The sequence below is a fragment of the Thiomonas delicata genome (assembly GCF_900088825.1).
In the GTDB taxonomy this organism is placed as follows: domain Bacteria; phylum Pseudomonadota; class Gammaproteobacteria; order Burkholderiales; family Burkholderiaceae_C; genus Thiomonas_A; species Thiomonas_A delicata.
In genome coordinates this window covers 514,853-533,832 of the sequence record NZ_LT592170.1, presented here as the reverse complement: position 1 = coordinate 533,832, position 18,980 = coordinate 514,853, and the positions used below count along the sequence as shown (strand labels likewise).

Genomic DNA, 18,980 nt, shown 5'->3' with positions numbered 1-18,980 from the left:
CGCAGCAGCTATGCTTGCGTCTGCATGCCCACGCCCCGAACCATGAACACCACCACGCCGAGCCTCGCCGCAGCATTCGGCAAGCTGCCCAAACCCGACATCCGCGTCGGCGACGAATGGCTGTTCCTCACCCGCACGCTGGACGACAGCGACGCCAAGGACGCCGGCCTGCTCATGCGCAGCCGCGTGGTGGCCATGCTCGACGCGGGGCGGATCCAGATCGAAGTCAAAAACGGCGACGCCGCCGACACGCCCTGGCTGAAGAACATTTACAGCGACCAGTTCGACCTGCTCTCGCGCGAGATGGTGCCCGGCGAAGCCATCACCTACACCCCGGCCTTTCCGCAGTTCCGCTTTCCCATGAGCCCGGGCGAGGCCTGGGCGCAAACCATCACGCAAAGCCAGCCGGAATGGGAGCTGCACGCGCAGATCGGGGTGGACGTGACGGTGGAGGCCGAGGACATCGTGCAGGTTCCCGCCGGAACCTTCAAAACCCTGCGCCTGCTGGGCCGCTACACCACGCCCAACGCCACGGTGACCACGCACTACTGGTACGCCCCCGCGGCCGGGCGCGCGGTCAAGGGCATCGAGGACACGCTGGCCAAGATCAACGACTCGCGCGTGCGCGTGCAATACGAGCTGCAATCGCTCAACCGCCTGCGCGCCTGACGCGGCTTGCACGACCCCGCGGCGCGGCAGCGGCGGTTTGCGACAATAGCCGGATGACCGCCCTCGCCAACGACACTTTTCTACGCGCCCTGCTGCGCCAGCCCACCGACTACACCCCCCTGTGGCTGATGCGCCAGGCCGGGCGCTACCTGCCTGAGTACAACGCCACCCGCGCGCGCGCCGGCAGTTTCCTGGGGCTGGCGCAGAACCCCGATTTCGCCACCGAAGTCACGCTGCAACCGCTCGATCGCTTCCCGCTCGACGCGGCCATCTTGTTCTCGGACATCCTCACCGTGCCCGACGCCATGGGCCTGGAGCTGCGCTTCGAGGCCGGCGAAGGGCCACGCTTCGAGCGCCCGCTGCGCACCGAAGCCGACATCCTCGCCCTGCGCGTGCCGGACCTGAACCAGCTGCGCTACGTGTTCGACGCCGTGGCCCAGATTCGCCGCGCCCTGGTGCAGGATGGCACCCAGCGCGTGCCGCTGATCGGTTTTTCCGGCAGCCCCTGGACCCTGGCCTGCTACATGGTGGAAGGCCGCGGCAGCGACGACTGGCGCGCCACCAAGACCCTGCTGTATTCGCGCCCGGATTTGATGCACCGCATCCTGGCGGTCAACGCCGATGCCGTGGCCGCCTATCTCAACGCCCAGATCGACGCCGGCGCGCAAGCGGCGATGGTGTTCGACTCCTGGGGCGGCACGCTGGCCGACGGCGCGTTCCAGGAATTCTCCCTGGCCTACAGCCGCCGCGTCATCGCCCAGCTCAAGCGCGAGCACGAAGGCCGCAAGGTGCCGGTCATTCTGTTCACCAAGGGCGGCGGATTGTGGCTGGACGCCATGAGCCACAGCGGCGCGGACGCGCTCGGCGTGGACTGGACCGTGAACCTCGGGCAGGCGCGCGCCCAGGTCGGCCACCGCGTGGCGCTGCAGGGTAATCTCGACCCCAGCATCCTGTTCGCGCCGCCGCAGCAAGTGGCCGAACAGGCGCGCGCCGTGCTCGACAGCTTCGGCCCCATCGCGCCCGGGGAAGCGGTCGGCCATGTGTTCAATCTCGGGCACGGCATTTCCCAGTTCACGCCTGCGGAGCATGTCGCGGCGCTGGTCGAAGCCGTGCATCGCCATAGCCGCGGTCTGCACCGCTGACGCGACGCCGCGGTGCGAGGCGCGACCCGGGGCGTGCCGGGCCGGGTCCCCCGCATCCGAATCGGGGCCAGATGTCAAGCTCGGTGCATGCTTATGCACACTTCTCGACCTCATGCACCGCAGCAAGCAAATCACAGGCAGAACATGAAGATACCAACCTCAACTTGTTGATATTTAAGGATTATTAGCGAAGTCTAATGGATTCTTAAATTCTATACACATGATTATCCACAGGGTTGAATTGGTGCCGGCAGCCAACTATGCACAAAGTTATTCACAGGCCGGCTTGACATCTGTGCAAACGTGAATGGCATTGAAAAATCCGCACAGGCCAAGCGAGTCAACGCTCACTTAACCTTCAACGATGCGCCTGCTCGTCATGGAAAACCCTGCTCAGAATGATCGAAGCCCGCGTCCCGCAACCCGACCATGACCCTGCTCCGCGTCGCGGTGGATGCCCCGCTCTGGGACGCCCTGGATTACCTGCATGCCGAGCCCCTACCGCCCGGTAGCCTGGTGCGCGCCCCCTTAGGCCGGCAAACCGTTTGCGGCGTGGTGCTGGGCCCGGCGCAAGGGGATTCGGCAACCGCCGCCTCGGCCCTGCGGCCGCTGGAGGGCGTGTTCGACGCCCTGCCGCCGCTTGGAAGCGACTGGCTGGACTTGCTGCGGTTCGCCGCCGGCTACTACCAGCGCCCGTTGGGCGAACTGATGGCCGCGGCGCTGCCGACCTGGCTGCGCGAGCGCGGCGCCGCGGCCGTCGCCAAGCGCGTAGCCGACTGGCGACAACGCCAGGCCGGCACGGCCTTTCGCCTCACACCGGCCGGGCGGGAGCAAATGCCGCGGACCCTGTCGTCCCGCCACGCCGCCTTGTGGCGCCTGGCCGGGGCGCTCGGACTCCACCCGGCACGGCCGGCTGACTCAAGCTCGGCCATGGATCAAGGCGCGCCTCCCCGCTTGTCCGTCCAGGCCGCGCGCGCACTGCACCCGAAGGCCGCGGCTCAGCTGCGCGCGTGGGAGATGCAGGGCTGGGTCGAACGCGTGCCCGAGCCTTGCCGCGCTGCCGAACAGCCCGGCGCGCCGGCCCGTCCGCCCGTTCTGCAAGCTGCGCAACAGGCCGCCGTCGAAGCCGTGCGCGCGGCGCGCGGCTACGCGCCCTTCCTGCTGTTCGGCGTCACCGGCAGCGGCAAGACCGAGGTCTACCTGCATCTGGCCCAGCATGCGCTGGCCCGCAATCCGCAAGCGCAGGTGCTGGTGCTCACGCCGGAGATCAACCTCACGCCCCAGCTCGTGCAGCGCTTCGCCGCGCGCTTTCCAGACGCGATGCTCGCCGTGCTGCACAGCGGCCTGGCCGAGGCCGAGCGCTTCGACCATTGGCTTGCCGCGCACAGCGGCCGGGCGCGCATCGTGCTGGGCACGCGCCTGGCGGCGCTGGCCTCGCTGCCAAACCTGGCCCTCATCGTGGTCGACGAGGAACACGATGCCTCCTACAAGCAGCAGGAAGGCGCGCGCTATTCGGCGCGCGACCTCGCGGTGTGGCGCGCACGCCAGCGCGACATCCCGGTGGTGCTGGGATCGGCGACGCCGTCGCTGGAAAGCTGGCGCGCCGCGCAGCGCGGCCGCTACCGCTTGCTGGAACTGCCCGCCCGCGCCAGCGGCAGCATGCCCGAAGTGCGCCTGCTGCACGCCGGGCAGGACCCCCTGCTGCGGGCCGGCGGGCTGATCGGTCAGGCGCTGCACGAGGCCATCGCCGCGCGCCTGGCACGCGGCGAGCAAAGCCTGCTGTTCCTCAATCGGCGCGGCTACGCCCCGGTGATCCGTTGCCCGGACTGCGGCTGGCTGTCGGACTGCCCGCACTGCGATGCCCACTTGGTCTACCACCGCACCGACCGCAGCCTGCGCTGCCATCACTGCGGCCACCGCGCCGCGATCCCGCGCGCCTGCCCCGAATGCGGCAGCCTCGACCTGCAGCCGCTGGGACGCGGCACACAGCGCGCGGAGGAGGCACTGGCCGAACTGTTCCCGCAGGCGCGCATCGCCCGCATCGACGCCGATACAGCCCGGCGCAAGGGCGCGGCGCAAAGCGGCTTCGCGCAAATGCACGCGGGCGAGGTGGACATCCTCGTCGGCACGCAGATGATCACCAAGGGCCACGACTTCCAGCGCGTGACCCTGGTGGCCGCGCTCAACCCGGACGCCGGGCTGTTCACGCACGACCTGCGCGCCCCCGAGCGCCTGTTCGCCCAACTCATGCAGGCCGCCGGCCGGGCGGGGCGGGCCGACGCCGCCGAGGGCGGGACGGCACCCGCGATGCTGGTGCAGACCGCCTACCCTGAACACATGCTCTACCGCGCCCTGGTGGCGCACGACTACCCCGGCTTTGCCGCGCAGGAGCTGATCGAGCGCCGGCGCGCCGGCATGCCGCCGTTTTCCTTCCAGGCCCTGCTGCGCGCCGAGCACAAGAAGCCCGAGGTGCTGGAAGCCTTTCTCGCCCAGGCCGCCGAACTGGCCGCGCAGCCGGCCCGCGAGGCCGGCCTGATGGTCTACCCGCCGGTGCCGGCCAGCCTGGCGCGCCTGGCCGGCATGCATCGCCAGCACATCCTGGTCGAAGGCCCCAACCGCAGCATGCTGCAAGACTTCCTGACCATCTGGCATAGCGCCTTGGTGCAGGCCAAGGCCCGGGTGCGCTGGGCCATTGACGTCGATCCGACCGAATTCTGACACACACATCAGCACGTGCGGCAACGGCGATGGGGCCGAACGCTTGAAGGCCTTGCGGGCCGAGTATCACGGCGCTCTGTCACAACCGATGGTCGAACAAAAAGCAAAAGGCAGACCCTCCGTCATGCCTACCGGGCGAACATTGGCCTGTTTTTTGCAAAGCAAGCTGGAACCGTCCAGAACCGACGCCTTTGCCGGCCTTGAGCGAGAACCATGCACCACTACGACGAAATGCATACGGCCGATCACGCCGTGCGAGCCCACTACGCGGGCTATGCGCAATGGCTGGAGCAACAGCCGCCTTCTGCGCTGCAAGCCAAGCGCGAGGAGGCCGAGCTCATTTTCCGCCGCGTGGGCATCACCTTCGCCGTGTACGGCGACGACGCCGGAACCGAGCGGCTGATTCCGTTCGACATGATTCCGCGCATCATCCCGTCCGACGAATGGCGACACCTGGAAGCCGGGCTCAAGCAGCGCGTCACGGCGCTCAACCACTTCCTGCACGACATTTATCACGACCAGGACATCCTGCGTGCCGGCAAGGTCCCTCCCGACCAGGTGCTCGACAACGCGCAATACCGGCCTCAGATGCATGGCGTCACCCTGCCCCAGCAGGTGTATGCGCATATCGCGGGCGTTGACGTGGTGCGCGCGGAGAGCGCCGAGGGCAAGGGCGAGTTCTACGTGCTGGAAGACAACCTGCGCGTGCCATCAGGCGTGAGCTATATGCTGGAAAACCGCCGCATGATGATGCGTTTGTTCCCCAACCTGTTCGCGCGTCACGCGGTGGCGCCTGTGGCGCACTATCCGGATCTGCTGCTGGAAAAGCTGCGTGACGTGGCACCGCCCGCGCTCAACGAGCCGACCGTGGTCGTGCTCACGCCCGGCATGTACAACTCCGCCTACTTCGAGCATGCCTTCCTCGCCCAGCAGATGGGTGTGGAGTTGGTGGAAGGCCAAGACTTGTACGTGGAGAACGATTTCGTCTACATGCGCACCACTCAGGGCCCCCAACGCGTGGACGTGATCTACCGCCGCGTCGACGACGACTTTCTCGACCCGCTGGCGTTCCGCCCCGAATCCACGCTGGGCTGCCCCGGACTCATGCAGGCCTACCGAGCCGGCAACGTCAACCTAGCCAACGCCATCGGTACCGGCGTGGCCGACGACAAATCCATCTACCCCTACGTGCCGGACATGATCCGGTTCTACCTCGGCCAAGAACCCCTCCTCAGCAACGTACCCACCCACTTGTGCCGCGAACCCGAGAGTTTGCGCTACGTGCTTGACCACCTACCCGAGTTGGTGGTCAAGGAGGTGCACGGCGCGGGCGGCTACGGCATGCTGGTGGGGCCGGCGGCGAGCAAGGCGGAGATCGCAGACTTCGCCGAGAAGATCGAAATCCACCCTGAACGCTACATCGCTCAACCCACGTTGGCACTGTCGACCTGCCCCATTCTGGTGGAAGCCGGCATCGCGCCACGCCATATCGACCTGCGGCCCTTCGTGCTCTCGGGCAAGTCCGTATCCTTGGTGCCGGGCGGGCTGACCCGCGTGGCGCTGGGCGAAGGCTCGCTGGTGGTCAACTCCTCGCAGGGCGGCGGGACCAAAGACACCTGGGTCTTGGAGCGCTAGATGCTCAGCCGCACCGCCGATCACCTGTTCTGGATGGCCCGCTACACCGAGAGGGCGGAAAACACCGCACGCATGCTCGACGTGCAGCAACAGTCCTCGCTGCTGCCCCAACCGGGTGCGGTGGAGCAACTCGGCTGGACGGGTCTGCTGGGCATCTTCGAACTTACCGCCGACTACACCGCGCGGCACGGCGAAATCGAGGCGGGCAAGGTGCTCGACTTCATGGTGCGCGACATGGGCAACGTCTCGTCCATCCAGCGCAATCTGCGCGCGGCGCGCGAGAACGCACGCGCCGTGCGCGGCACCATCACCACCGAGGTCTGGGAAACCATCAACCAGACTTGGCTGGAGTCGCAACGCCCGCTGCTCGACGGGCGCTTCGAACGCGATCCAGGCGAGTATTTTGAATGGGTGAAAAACCGCTCGCATCTCTCGCGCGGCGTCACCTCGGGAACCTTGCTGCAAGACGAAGCCTTCCACTTCCTGCGCATCGGCACTTTTCTCGAACGCGCCGACAACACCGCGCGGCTGCTGGACGTGAAGTTCCACGCGCTACAGTCCGATTTCTATGGCTCCGGCAACGGACGCGTGCACGAGTACGACTTTTATTACTGGTCCAGCGTGCTGCGCTCGGTGTCGGGCTTCGAGGTGTACCGCAAGGTCTACCGTGACGCCATCACCCCCGAACGCGTGGCCGAGTTGCTCATCTTGCGTCCCGACATGCCGCGCTCGCTTGCCGCGTGCATGTCGGAGGCCACGGCCCATCTGCGTGCGGTGGCTAACCCGCGTTCGCACGAAACCCTGCGCAGAGCCGGCCTGCTCAATGCCGAATTGCAATTCGGGCGCACGGCCGAGATCATGTCCACCGGACTGCACGCCTGGCTCACGCGTTTTCTGGATCGCATCAACGACCTCGGCGAACGCATCAGCCAGGATTTTCTCGCCGCCTGACGCCGCCCTCGCCAGCCCCGCTTCACCGCCTCTCGATTCCCTCCACAGGTGCCCCATGGCCCTTCACGTCGCCCTCAGCCACACCACCACCTACCGTTTCGACAGGCCCGTGAATCTCTCGCCGCACATGGTGCGCTTGCGCCCGGCGCCGCATTGCCGCACCCCGATTCTGTCCTACAGTCAGCGGGTCGACCCGGCCGAGCATTTCATCAATTGGCAACAGGACCCTTTTGCCAACTATCAGGCACGACTGACGTTTCCGGAAAAGACCACCTTGCTGCAGATCACGATCGATCTGGTGGCCGAGATGTCGGTCTACAACCCGTTCGATTTTTTTCTCGAACCCGAGGCCGAGAAGTTCCCCTTCGCCTACAGCGCCGAGTTGCGCGGAGAACTCACGCCCTACCTGGCAACCGTCGCCCGCACGCCACTGTTGGCGGCTCTGCTCGACAGCATCGACATCACACCGCGACGAACCATCGACTTCCTGGTCGACGTCAATCAGCGCCTGCAGCACGACATCGCCTATCTCGTTCGCATGGAGCCGGGCGTGCAGACCCCGGAGCAGACGCTGGAATTGTGCTCGGGATCCTGCCGCGACACTGGCTGGCTGATGGTGCAGGTGCTGCGCCACCTGGGCCTGGCCGCTCGCTTCGTCTCTGGCTATCTCATCCAGCTCACGCCCGACGTGAAATCGCTTGACGGCCCCGGCGGCGCCGAACACGACTTCACCGACTTGCACGCCTGGTGCGAGGTCTACCTGCCAGGCGCCGGCTGGATCGGCCTGGATCCCACCTCCGGCCTGCTCGCCGGGGAAGGCCATATTCCACTGGCCTGTACCCCGCAGCCATCCAGCGCCGCGCCTGTGGAAGGGCTGATAGACGAGTGCGAAGTCGAGTTCAGCCACCACATGGGCGTCACCCGCATCTACGAGTCCCCGCGCGTGACCAAGCCCTACACCGACGATCAGTGGCAGGCCGTGCTGCTGCTAGGGGCGCAAGTCGACCAGCATCTGGAAGCGGGCGATGTGCGCCTCACCCAAGGCGGTGAGCCGACCTTCGTCGCCGTGACCGACCGCGACGCACCGGAATGGAATACCGATGCCGTAGGCCCCACCAAACGCGGCTACGCTGGCGAACTGATACAACGCTTGGCCAAGCGCTATGGCCCCGGCGGTTTTCTGCACTTCGGCCAAGGCAAGTGGTACCCGGGCGAACAGCTTCCGCGCTGGGCGCTGTCCGCCTACTGGCGACGTGACGGACAGCCATGCTGGCACGACCCGGCCCTGTTCGCCGACGAACGCGTGCCGGACAACGCCACCAGTGATGACGCCCACACCTTCATGCTCGCCCTGGTCGACGCGCTGGGCGTGAACCCGGCGCACGTGCAGGCCGGCTTCGAAGACACCTGGTATTACCTGTGGCGCGAGCGTCGCCTGCCGGTGAACGTCGACCCCTTCGATTCGCACGTGGACGACGAGCTCGAACGCGCCCGGCTTCGACGGGTGTTCGACCAGGGCCTGAAAACCCCTGTCGGCTACGCGCTTCCGCTTCACCCCGAACTAGGCGCACCGAGCTTGGCCGGGCCGCGCTGGGTCTCTGGGCCCTGGTTTTTCCGCGACGAGCGCATGTACCTGATTCCTGGCGATTCGGCCATGGGCTGGCGCCTGCCACTGGATTCCCTGCCCTGGGCCGCCGAGGGTGACCGCCTGGCCGAGTGGCCGCAAGACCCCTTCGCGCCGCGCCAGCCGCTTCCCGCTGCGGCGCGTATTCGTGCGCAATACGGCCCGGGCAGCGGCTTGGATGTGCACCGTATTGGGGGCGGCTATGCCGAAGGTGGCACCATTGCAGTGCAGGGACAGAAGCTGGACGCACCAACACATGGCGCAGCCGCGTCAGGCACGGCAAGGGCCGCCATCGATCGTGCTCGCTCGCCAGCCCGCCTCGAGTCGGCATCCTGGGTGGTGCGCACCGCCGTGTGCGTGGAGGCCCGAGAAGGCAGGCTCTACGTGTTCATGCCGCCTCTGACGCATGTGGAGAATTACCTGGAACTGCTCGCCGCGATCGAATCCACCGCGCAGCGCCTGCAAGTGCAACTGGTGCTCGAGGGTTATCCGCCACCGCGCGACCCGCGCCTGAACATGCTTCAAGTCACGCCCGACCCCGGGGTCATCGAGGTCAACATCCATCCGGCGCACGACTGGGTCGAGCTCGTCGACCACACCGAATTCCTCTACCAGGCAGCGTTCGAAACCCGCCTCGGGGCCGAGAAGTTCATGCTCGACGGCCGCCACACCGGCACGGGCGGGGGCAACCACATCGTGCTCGGCGGCGCCACGCCCGCAGACAGCCCCTTTCTGCGCCGCCCCGATCTGCTGGCCAGCCTGGTGGCGTACTGGCACAATCATCCCTCGCTGTCGTATCTGTTCAGTGGTTTGTTCATCGGCCCCACCAGCCAGGCGCCACGGGTAGACGAGGCGCGCGACGACCAAGTGTACGAACTGGAAATCGCGCTGGCCGAATTGCGCCGCAACCGCGGCACCGAGGCCGGGAGCGCATGGCTGCCGCCGTGGCTGATCGATCGGACCCTGCGCAACATCCTCATCGACGTCACGGGCAACACGCACCGCGCCGAGTTCTGCATTGACAAGCTCTACAACCCCGACTCCGTCACCGGACGTCTCGGCCTGCTGGAGCTTCGCGCGTTCGAAATGCCGCCGCACGCGCGCATGAGCGTCGTGCAGCAGCTGCTACTGCGCGCACTCATCGCGCGCTTCTGGGAACAACCTTACACCGGGGCGCTTCAACGCTGGGGCACAGCGCTGCACGACCGCTTCCTGCTCCCCACCTTCATTGCGATGGACTTCGAGGACGTGCTGACCGAGTTGAGCGACGCCGGCTTCGACTTCGATCCCCAATGGTTCGCGCCGCACCATACCTTCCGCTTCCCGCTGCTGGGCGAGTATGCCGTGCGCGGCATGCGACTGGAAGTGCGCATGGCGCTGGAGCCCTGGAATGTGATGGGCGAGGAGGGCGTTGCGGGCACCACGGTGCGCTACGTCGACTCATCGCTGGAGCGGGTTGAGGTGAAGATCAACGGCCTAACCGACAGCCGCCACGTGCTGACGGTCAACGGTCAGACTATGCCCATGCAGCCCACCGGGCGCAGCGGGGAATATGTCTGCGGCGTGCGCTACCGCGCTTGGCGGCCAGCCTCCGCGTTGCACCCCACCATTGGCGTGCATGCGCCGCTGACCTTCGACATCGTCGACACCTGGATGGAACGTTCGCTCGGTGGTTGCCAGTACCACGTAGCCCACCCCGGTGGACTCAGCCACGACACCTTCCCGATCAACGCCTACGAGGCCGAAAGCCGGCGGCTGGCTCGCTTCTTCCAGATAGGCCATACACCCGGACGCATGCTAGCCGCCTCCGCCCAGCCCAGCCTGGAATTTCCCTTCACGCTGGATCTGCGCCAGCATGGCGTCTGATCCGGTCGCAGCGAGCGCCTGGTCAGACGATGTAACAATCCGGCATGGCTAGTCTCTTCCACTCCGAATCCGCCGCCAACCCCGCCGATGCGCTGGTTGATCTTGCCGCTGATCTGGCCGCACCGGTCCTTCCCGGCCACTGGGACGCACTGCGCGACAGTGTGTCCCGAGGTGGGCTCGGTGGGCCGTTGGCGCCACACTGGGCGGAGTTTTTCCGCCGACTCGGACCCGAGGGATTCGAGGGCCTACCAGCGCGCGAATCCGTGCTGCGGCAGCAGATTCACGATGACGGCGTCACCTACAACGTCTACGCCGACCCCAAGCAACCCACCCGCGCCTGGTCGGTCGATCTGTTTCCGCTGATCGTCGATGCCGCAACCTGGGCAGAGATCGCCACCGGCGTTGAGCAGCGCACGGCGCTGCTCAACGCCATCATGGCCGACATCTACGACGGCCCGCAACGCACCTTGCGCGAAGGGCTGCTGCCGCCAGCGCTGGTGCAGGGCCATCCGGGCTATCTGCGCGCCATGCACGGGCACCGTCCGCCCGGCGATGTCTGGCTACATATCGCCGCCTACGATCTGGCACGCGGGCCCGACGGTCAGTGGCGCCTGGTCAATCAGCGCGTGCAGGCACCCTCCGGTCTGGGCTACCTGCTGGAAAACCGCATTCTGGTGTCGCGACTGTTCCCCGAGGCCTTTTCGGCCCTGAAGGTGCAGCGCCTGGCGGCCAGTTACCGGACGCTGATGGACACGCTGCAGCGCCTGTCTCCCGGTGGACCGCGCGGGCGCATCGTGCTGCTGACCCCGGGTCCCTACAGCGAAACCTATTTCGAGCAGGCTTATCTCGCGCGCTATCTCGGCATCACCCTGGCCGAGGGCAACGACCTCACGGTACGCGAGGACCGCCTGTTCCTCAAGACCTTGCACGGCCTGGAGCCCGTGCACACCGTGTTGCGTCGCCTCGACGACAGTTTCTGTGACCCGCTGGAACTGCGCCCAGATTCCATGCTCGGCATCCCCGGCCTGTTGCAGGCCGTGCGCGCGGGCAACGTGCTGCTGGCCAACGCCCTGGGCGCGGGCTTTCTCGAATCACCCGCCTTGTGCGGCTTCATGCCACGGCTGTGCGAAAGTCTGCTTGGCCAACCCTTGTTGCTACCCTCGCTGCCGAGCTGGTGGTGTGGCGAGCCTGGCGTGTGCGATGCCCCGCTCGAAGACCTGCGCGCCTGGGTGGTCAAACCGGTGCATACCGAATGCGGCTTCGACGCTGCGGTGGTCGCCAACCTCGACTATGGCCAGCTCCCGAGCTGGCGCAAGCGCGTGCAGGCCCAACCCGCCGAGGTCGCGCTGCAACAATACCTTCCGCTTCCGCAGGTCCCTGTCTGGAACGACGGCCGCATGGGCGCACGCGCGGCCATGCTGCGGGTCTATGCCCTCTCCGACGGACGCGGCGGCTGGCACGTACTGCCAGGGGGTCTGGTACGTACCGCACCGCCCGGCAGCAATATCGTCTCCATGCAGCGCGGCGGCAGCAGCCAGGACGCCTGGGTCATCACCGGCGAGGCCGTGGATCACACCACCATGCTGCCCGCGCCCATACAGCCCCAGGATCTCAAACAGCACCACCGGGTGGTCACAAGCCGCGCGGCGGAAAACCTGTTCTGGATCGGGCGTTACACCGAGCGCGCTGAGCACAGCATCCTGCTGACCCGGCTGACGCTGGAAGCGCTATCGGGCGACGACGACCTCAGTCCCGAGGTCTGCGAAGCGCTCGATCAATGGTGCCGCCGCAGCGGCCTGGTGGAAACCGAGACGCCTGCGCTGACCGAACACTCGCAGCTGTTCGAGCGCGCGCTCATCCGCGGACTGGGCCCGGGGCGACATGCCGGGGGCATCGTGCAGAACCTGCAGGCGCTGGGCCATGCCGCAGCCCAAGTACGCGAACGCCTCGGCTCCGAGCATCGCAAATGGATCGACGACGCCACCGCGCATGAGATCCTCCCGGCAGGCGACACCGCGCATCGCGAGGACTGGCAACCCAGCGTGGCCTTGCAAGGGCTGGATCGGCTGAGCGAGATTCTCTGCGCCATTACAGGTGCGCAGACCGACCGCATGACGCGTGACGACGGCTGGCGCCTGCTCAGCATCGGCCGGCACATCGAGCGCCTGTCCCTGCTCGGCGACGCACTGACCACCGCCTTCGACACCAAGGCCGTGCACACCGACAGCGGCTTCAACCTGCTGCTACGCTTGTTCAACAGCATCATCACCTACCGCGCCCTATACCAGAAACGCCTCGAGGTACCGCCGCTGCTGGACTTGCTGGTGCTGGATCGTGAAAACCCAAGGGCATTGGGTTGGGTGGCGCAGACGCTGCGGGCGCGCCTGGTCCGCCTGCCCGGTGGCGACGCCGAATGCGGGGTGCTGCTGGCACTGGCACCGGATCCCGACGCCTGGCTGCTGACCGAGATCTGCGCCCAAGACGCCGACGGCCACTACTCCTGCCTGGAGCACACTCTCGGCAAGGTCAAGACGTCCGCGTGGCAGCTCTCCGACGAAATCGGACGACGCTATTTCGCCCACGTCAGCGGCGCCGATCGCAGTCTCGGCGGGTATTAAGGCCCGCTCCACTGAGATGGACATGAAACCGCCCATATCCGCATCCCCGCTTCCCCCCGACACGGAAGGATTGCTCTACCGCGTCGAGCACATCACCGCCTACACCTACAGCGCCCCGGTCGAATTGGCCAATCATCTGGCACACCTGCATCCGCGCGACGAGCCTGTCCAACACTGCGTGGAACACGACTGCATGATCGAGCCAACCCCGGCGCACCTCGGCTCCCGCACGGACGTGTACGGCAACAAGCAACGGTTTTTCGCCTTCTACGCGACCCACGAGACCCTGACCGTTCGCGCCCTGAGCCATGTGCGCGTGCGCGCAAGGCCCGCGCTCGACCGTGGCGCCAGCCCCCCATGGGAAACCGTGCGCGACCTCCTGCCCTACCGCGCGGGCAAGCCTTACGTGCCCGAGAGCGAATTCAGTTTCGGCAGCCACTTTTCGCCGGTGTTCGCCGCCGCGGCGGATTACGCCGCGCCGAGCTTCACACCCAATCGCCCCATGCTGGAAGGTGCACTGGATCTGATGCGCCGCATCCATGCCGATTTCACCTACGACCCCGAAAGCACGGAGGCCCATACGCGCGCGCCCCATGCTCTGGAGTTGCGCCACGGCGTGTGCCAGGATTACGCGCATGTGATGATCTCCGCGCTGCGCGGCATGGGCTTGGCGGCGCGCTACGTCAGCGGCTATCTACGCTCGCGCCCCAGCCCCGGCGAGACCCAATTGCTGGGCGCCGATGCATCGCATGCCTGGGTCGAAGTGTGGTGTCCGGTGCATGGCTGGATCGAGTTCGACCCCACCAACGACCGTCAGCCCACGCTCAACCACGTACGCGTCGCGGTAGGTCGCGACTTCGCCGACATCTCCCCGTTGCGTGGCGTCATTCGCGGTGGCGGCGACCACACGCTAGAAGTCGCGGTGCGCGTCACCCCGCTCCACGCCTGAACGACCTGCCCTTGCGCTTCAGCGCCAGGCGGCGTAGACGGCGAGAACCACGGCCAGCAACGCCAAGGCTCCCACCACGTTCAACAGCAGGCGCAGGCGGCGCTGCGCCGCGGCGGCCTCGGCGGCCGCTTGCTCCAGCGCCGACAGCGCGGCCTGCAGTTGCACGGCCAGTTCGCGCACATGCTCGGCATTGTGGGTCACGGCCGTCTGCAGTTCGGCGAGTTGGCGATGCGTGTCTTCGTTGGCTTCCCTGCTGCTCTTGCGCTGGCCGAACGCGGGCAAGGCGATCTTGGCGATGGAATCGATATAGGGCAGGGCGGCGTTGATCGCGGCGAGCCAGGATGCGGGCATGGCGGGTGCGGGATGGACGATGGTGGGCCGCATGGACCCGGTGGACAGACATAACCGGCGCAAAGGCTTAGCGTAACCAATCCGGATGCAATATCCAGCGAAATCGTCGGGGACGCGGCATGGCTGCATCCGGTCTGCGGCTCACTTCATGCGCCGTGCCATCGCATCCAGACGAACATCAGCAGGCCCGCGCTCAAGAGCCACGCCAGGGTGGCAACGCTCAGGACCGCGGCCAGCGGGAGTCGTTCGGCCAGGAGGTCTACGGCAACCAAATACACCGCATAGGGCAGCATGGCCCACAGGCCGAACACTGCAGTGGCCCTGAGTGCGGCCGGGCCGCGCTCGCGCCCGACCAGCACATGGGCAATGAGCGCAAAAGTGGGAAACAGCGGCACCAGCCCGGCAATGACGTAGTTGCGGCTGGCCGCCAGCAAGGCGATCAGCACGGCGGCGGCCGCGCCCAGCAGCGCCTTGAGTGCGAGAGGAATCATGGGCCCGATGCGAATTCGTTCCGTTGCCGAGCCTGGGCTCAGGCCAGCTCGGTGACGCGGGCCTGCCCGCCGCCCGCGCCCGTCCCGGCCGCCCCGCCATGGCGCCACTGCCGCATCAGGATCTCCCATTGCGGTTCGACCTCGGCCAGGTTGCGCGCCTTGACATGACCGTAACCACGGATGCGCTCCGGCAGGCTGGCGATCTGGACCGCCAGGGCCAGGTTCTGCGGATTCAGGCCGCCGAGCAGCTCGCGCACGGTGTCGCGGTAACGACCGATGAGGGCGCGCTCTTGCTTGCGTTCGTCGGTACGGCCGAACGGATCGATCGCGGTGCCGCGCAGGAACTTGAAGTGACGCAGCACGGCGAAAACCTGGCCCATCCACGATCCGAATTCGCGCTTGACCAACTCGCCCTTGGCGTTGCGCTTGGCGAGCAAGGGCGGGGCCAGGTGGTAGCGCAGCTTGAAGTCGCCCTCGAACTGGCTCTGGATCTGCGCGCCGAATTCGGCGGCGCTGTGCAGGCGCGCCACTTCGTATTCGTCCTTGTACGCCATGAGCTTGAACAAATGGCGCGCCACCGCCTCGCTCAGGCGCGTGGACTGCAGCGGCGCCTCGGCGGCGCGCACCTGCGCCACCAACTCCGCGTACTGCCGCGCATAGGCCGCGTTCTGGTAGCCAGTGAGGAATTCGACGCGGCGCTTGACCAGCTCGTCCAGCGAAGGACGCTTGACGACTTGTATCACCTGCTGGGCGCTGGCCAGCGCGGCAAAGCCCTGCGGATCGGCGGCGGCGCGGCGGCCCCATTCGAACGCGGCCTTGTTCTTGTCCACCGCCACGGCGTTGAGTTCGATGGCCCGCATCAGCGACGCGTGTCCTAGCGGCAGCCAGCCTTTCTGCCAGGCAAAACCCAGCAGCATGGGATTGGCGTACAGCGCGTCGCCGAGCAGACGCACGGCGGCGGCCTCGGCGTCGAAGCCCGCGACCTGTTCGCGTCCGGCCGCCTGCTCGATGGCGCTGCGGCAGGCGGCGCCGGGAAACTGCCAGTCGGGCTGGTGGACGAAAGTGGCCGTGGGCGTGCCATGGGTGTTGAGGGCCACGAAGGTGCGGCCCTCGCGCACGCGCGAGAGGGTTTCGCGGTCGGCCGCGACGATGGGGTCGCAGCCCAGGATCAGCTCGGCCTCGGCCATGGCCACGCGGGTGGTGTGGATGTTCTCGGGCGCGTCGGCGATGAGCACGTGGCTCCAGGTCGCGCCGCCTTTTTGCGCCAGCCCCGCGGCGTCCTGGGTGACGATGCCCTTGCCTTCGATGTGCGCGGCCACGCCGAGCAGTTGGCCGATGGTGATGACCCCGGTGCCGCCCACACCGGCCACCAGGATGCCGTAGTTGCCGCCGCCGGCGCGGTCCGCGCGCACGGGATCGGGCACCACGGGTTCCGGGATCGGCGGCAGGCTGGCAGGGTCCGTCGCGGCCTGCGCCTTGGGTTTGCGCAATTGCCCGCCCTCGACCGTGACGAAGCTCGGGCAAAAGCCCTTGAGGCAGGAGTAGTCCTTGTTGCAGGTGCTCTGGTTGATGGTGCGCTTGCGGCCGAATTCGGTTTCCAGCGGCTCCACCGACAGGCAGTTGGATTGTTCCGAGCAGTCGCCGCAGCCCTCGCACACCAGCGGGTTGATGACCACGCGCTTGGCCGGGTCGGCCAGCAGGCCGCGCTTGCGGCGGCGGCGCTTCTCGGTGGCGCAGGTCTGGTCGTAGACGATGACCGTGGTGCCCGGCACCTCGCGGATGCGCAGCTGAATGGCGTCGAGTTCGTCGCGGTGATGCACGGTCACGCCGGGCGCCAGATCATGCACGTCCCGGTACTTCTGCGGCTCGTCGGTGACGACGACGATCTCGCGCACCCCCTCGGCCTGCAGCTCGCGCGTGATCTGCGGCACGGTGAGGCCGCCTTCCACCGGCTGACCGCCGGTCATCGCCACGGCGTCGTTGAACAGGATCTTGTAGGTGATGTTGACCTTGGCCGAAATGGCCTGCCGAATCGCGAGCAGCCCCGAGTGGTAGTACGTGCCGTCGCCCAGGTTGGCGAACACGTGCTTTTCCTTGGTGAACGGCGCCTGTCCCACCCAGGCCACGCCCTCGCCGCCCATCTGGCTGAAGGTGGCGGTCTGGCGGTCCATCCACACCACCATGTAATGGCAGCCGATGCCGGCCATGCCGCGCGAGCCCTCGGGCACGCGGGTGCTGGTGTTGTGCGGGCAGCCCGAGCAGAACCAGGGCGGGCGCTTCTCGCCCACGGGCATGTCCTCCAGCGCGCGCTCCTTGGCGACGATGATGTCCACCCGCTCGCGCAGCCGGCGCTGCAGGTCCACCCCAGCCTCGCGCAGGATGCCCAGCTTCTCCAGCCGGCTGGCGATGGCCTTGGCGATGATGGACGGGCTGAGGTCGCCCTTGGCCGGCAGCAGCCAGTTGCCGCCCGGGTTGGGCTGGCTCCACTCGCCGCCGCTGCGGTCGCCCGCGCGCTCGTCGAACTTGCCGATGACGTTGGGGCGCACGTCCTCGCGCCAGTTGTACAGCTCCTCCTTGAGCTGATACTCGATGACCTGACGCTTTTCCTCCACCACCAGGATTTCCTGCAGCCCGGTGGCGAACTCGCGCGTGATGGCGGCCTCCAGCGGCCACACCACCGCCACCTTGTGCAGGCGGATGCCGAGCTGCGCGCAGGTGGCGTCGTCCAGCCCCATGTCGGCCAGGGCCTGGCGCGTGTCGTTGTAGGCCTTGCCCGAAGCCATGATGCCCAGCCGCGCGTGCGGGCTGTCGATGACGGTGTGGTTGAGCCGGTTGGCGCGGATATAGGCCAGCGCGGCGTACCACTTCACGTCCATCAGCCGCGCCTCCTGGGAAAGCGGGTCGTCCGGCCAGCGGATGTGCACGCCGCCTTGCGGCATCTCGAAATCGGTGGGCAGCACGATGCGCACGCGCTCGGCCGCCACGTCCACCGAGGCCGACGACTCGACCACCTCCTGGATGGTCTTCATGCCGGCCCACACGCCCGAATACCGGCTCATCGCCAGCGCGTGCAGGCCGAGGTCGAGAATGTCCTGCACATTGCTGGGAAAGAACACCGGCAGACCGCAGGCCTTGAAAATGTGGTCGCTCTGGTGCGCCGCGGTGCTGCTCTTGGCGACGTGGTCGTCGCCCGCCACCGCGATCACGCCGCCGTGCTTCGCGGTGCCGGCCATATTGGCGTGCTTGAACACGTCCGAGCAACGGTCCACGCCCGGTCCCTTGCCGTACCAGATGCCGAACACGCCGTCGAACTTCTTCTGCCCGGGGTAGAGGTCGAGTTGCTGCGTGCCCCACAGCGCCGTGGCGGCCAGCTCCTCGTTGACTCCGGCCTGGAACACGACGTTGTTCGCCGCCAGCTGCTTCTTGGCCTTCCACAGCGCCTGGTCGTAGCCGCCCAGCGGCGAGCCGCGGTAGCCGGACACGAAGCCCGCGGTGTTGAGCCCGGCGAGGGCGTCGCGCTGGCGCTGCAACATCGGCAGGCGCACCAGGGCATGGATGCCGCTCATGAAGGCGCGGCCGGTTTCGAGGGTGTATTTGTCGTCGAGCGAAACGGTCTCGAGCGCCCGGCGGATGGCTTCGGGCAGGGGTGCGTTCATGGCGCGTGTCTCCAGATCGGCGGCCATGCGGGTATGCGGCCCACCGGGTGCAGCGAGGCTGCGGGGTTTGTGCGTCTGGTCCTGAGGCGTGTTGCGCCCCGAACCGCCTCCGCGCCTTGTGGGCGCGGGCTGATCGTCAGCAAGGCCGATGCTAGTGCGAGCGCCGGGGATTTGCCAACTGGTCCCGGTGTTTCCTTGCCGGGGCTTGCCGCCGAAGACCTAGGGCCTGTTCACGCTCTGTCTGCATCCGCGCCGGGGGTTTGGGCGGATGCAGTGCGAGGCGCAGGCCGCGCCGTGGTGTGTTGCACCA

11 protein-coding genes are annotated in these 18,980 nt (G+C 67.3%); 8 read left to right on the top strand and 3 right to left on the bottom strand.

Annotated elements, in window-relative coordinates:
* Nucleotides 1–42 precede the first annotated feature (42 nt).
* The 8 genes from THIARS_RS02515 to THIARS_RS02480 all read left to right on the top strand — a co-directional run bounded on the left by THIARS_RS02515 (nucleotide 43) and on the right by THIARS_RS02480 (nucleotide 14,172).
* A complete protein-coding gene (locus THIARS_RS02515) occupies nucleotides 43–669 on the top strand; it encodes a hypothetical protein (RefSeq protein ID WP_245845452.1) in 627 nt (208 codons plus the stop codon).
* Nucleotides 670–722: 53 nt separating this feature from the next.
* Entirely contained in the window at nucleotides 723–1,811 is a 1,089-nt protein-coding gene (gene hemE, locus THIARS_RS02510; protein WP_094159325.1) for a uroporphyrinogen decarboxylase, read from the top strand.
* Between the two features lie 429 nt (nucleotides 1,812–2,240).
* Entirely contained in the window at nucleotides 2,241–4,529 is a 2,289-nt protein-coding gene (locus THIARS_RS02505; RefSeq protein WP_094159324.1) for a primosomal protein N', read from the top strand.
* Nucleotides 4,530–4,742: 213 nt separating this feature from the next.
* Nucleotides 4,743–6,164, top strand: coding sequence for a circularly permuted type 2 ATP-grasp protein (locus tag THIARS_RS02500; RefSeq protein ID WP_094159323.1), 1,422 nt, complete (start codon nucleotides 4,743–4,745; stop codon nucleotides 6,162–6,164).
* Nucleotides 6,165–7,115, top strand: a complete 951-nt coding sequence (locus THIARS_RS02495; protein ID WP_094159322.1) for an alpha-E domain-containing protein — start codon at nucleotides 6,165–6,167, stop codon at nucleotides 7,113–7,115.
* A gap of 55 nt (nucleotides 7,116–7,170) precedes the next feature.
* Entirely contained in the window at nucleotides 7,171–10,605 is a 3,435-nt protein-coding gene (locus THIARS_RS02490) for a transglutaminase family protein (RefSeq protein ID WP_094159321.1), read from the top strand.
* 44 nt (nucleotides 10,606–10,649) lie between these two features.
* A complete protein-coding gene (locus THIARS_RS02485; RefSeq protein WP_094159320.1) occupies nucleotides 10,650–13,223 on the top strand; it encodes a circularly permuted type 2 ATP-grasp protein in 2,574 nt (857 codons plus the stop codon).
* A gap of 22 nt (nucleotides 13,224–13,245) precedes the next feature.
* Nucleotides 13,246–14,172, top strand: a complete 927-nt coding sequence (locus tag THIARS_RS02480) for a transglutaminase family protein (protein WP_094160583.1) — start codon at nucleotides 13,246–13,248, stop codon at nucleotides 14,170–14,172.
* Between the two features lie 18 nt (nucleotides 14,173–14,190).
* Here the strand turns inward: THIARS_RS02480 and THIARS_RS02475 are convergent, their stop codons facing one another.
* From THIARS_RS02475 to THIARS_RS02465, 3 genes are all read right to left on the bottom strand, one after another.
* Nucleotides 14,191–14,523, bottom strand: coding sequence for a chemotaxis protein (locus THIARS_RS02475; RefSeq protein WP_094160582.1), 333 nt, complete (start codon nucleotides 14,521–14,523; stop codon nucleotides 14,191–14,193).
* Between the two features lie 146 nt (nucleotides 14,524–14,669).
* Nucleotides 14,670–15,014, bottom strand: coding sequence for a GlpM family protein (locus THIARS_RS02470; protein ID WP_186436540.1), 345 nt, complete (start codon nucleotides 15,012–15,014; stop codon nucleotides 14,670–14,672).
* Nucleotides 15,015–15,052: 38 nt separating this feature from the next.
* Nucleotides 15,053–18,670, bottom strand: coding sequence for an indolepyruvate ferredoxin oxidoreductase family protein (locus THIARS_RS02465; protein WP_094160580.1), 3,618 nt, complete (start codon nucleotides 18,668–18,670; stop codon nucleotides 15,053–15,055).
* Between the last annotated feature and the right edge of the window lie 310 nt (nucleotides 18,671–18,980).